1 protein-coding gene is annotated in these 345 nt (G+C 40.6%); it reads right to left on the minus strand.

The features are described from left to right. Positions 1-345, minus strand: a 345-nt coding sequence (locus SB679_RS23445; protein WP_410704680.1) for a nucleoside recognition domain-containing protein, incomplete at both ends; no start/stop codon positions are given.

Below are 345 nucleotides of genomic sequence, written 5' to 3' on the forward strand. Positions count from 1 at the left end.
CTCGCTGAGCAGGTCATAAATGGTGTTACCAATATCGTTAGTAATCTTTCTTTAACATTTTCAATATTCCTTGTTGAAATAACTGCTGGAATTGCACAAGCTGTTCCTGAAACAAGAGGCACTATACTTTTCCCATTAAGTCCGAATGGGCGAAGAAGTCTATCCATAAGGAAAACCACCCTTGCCATGTATCCTGAATCCTCCAATAAGTATAGGAAATATAATAAAATTCCGATTTGTGGTGCGAATACAACAATCCCTCCGATCCCCGGAACAATTCCGTTGGAAATCAATGAATTGACAGGTCCTTCCGGAAGGTGTTCATTGGTAAAAGCGGCCAACCAT

The sequence above is a fragment of the Chryseobacterium sp. SIMBA_029 genome, assembly GCF_046535275.1.
Lineage (GTDB): Bacteria > Bacteroidota > Bacteroidia > Flavobacteriales > Weeksellaceae > Chryseobacterium.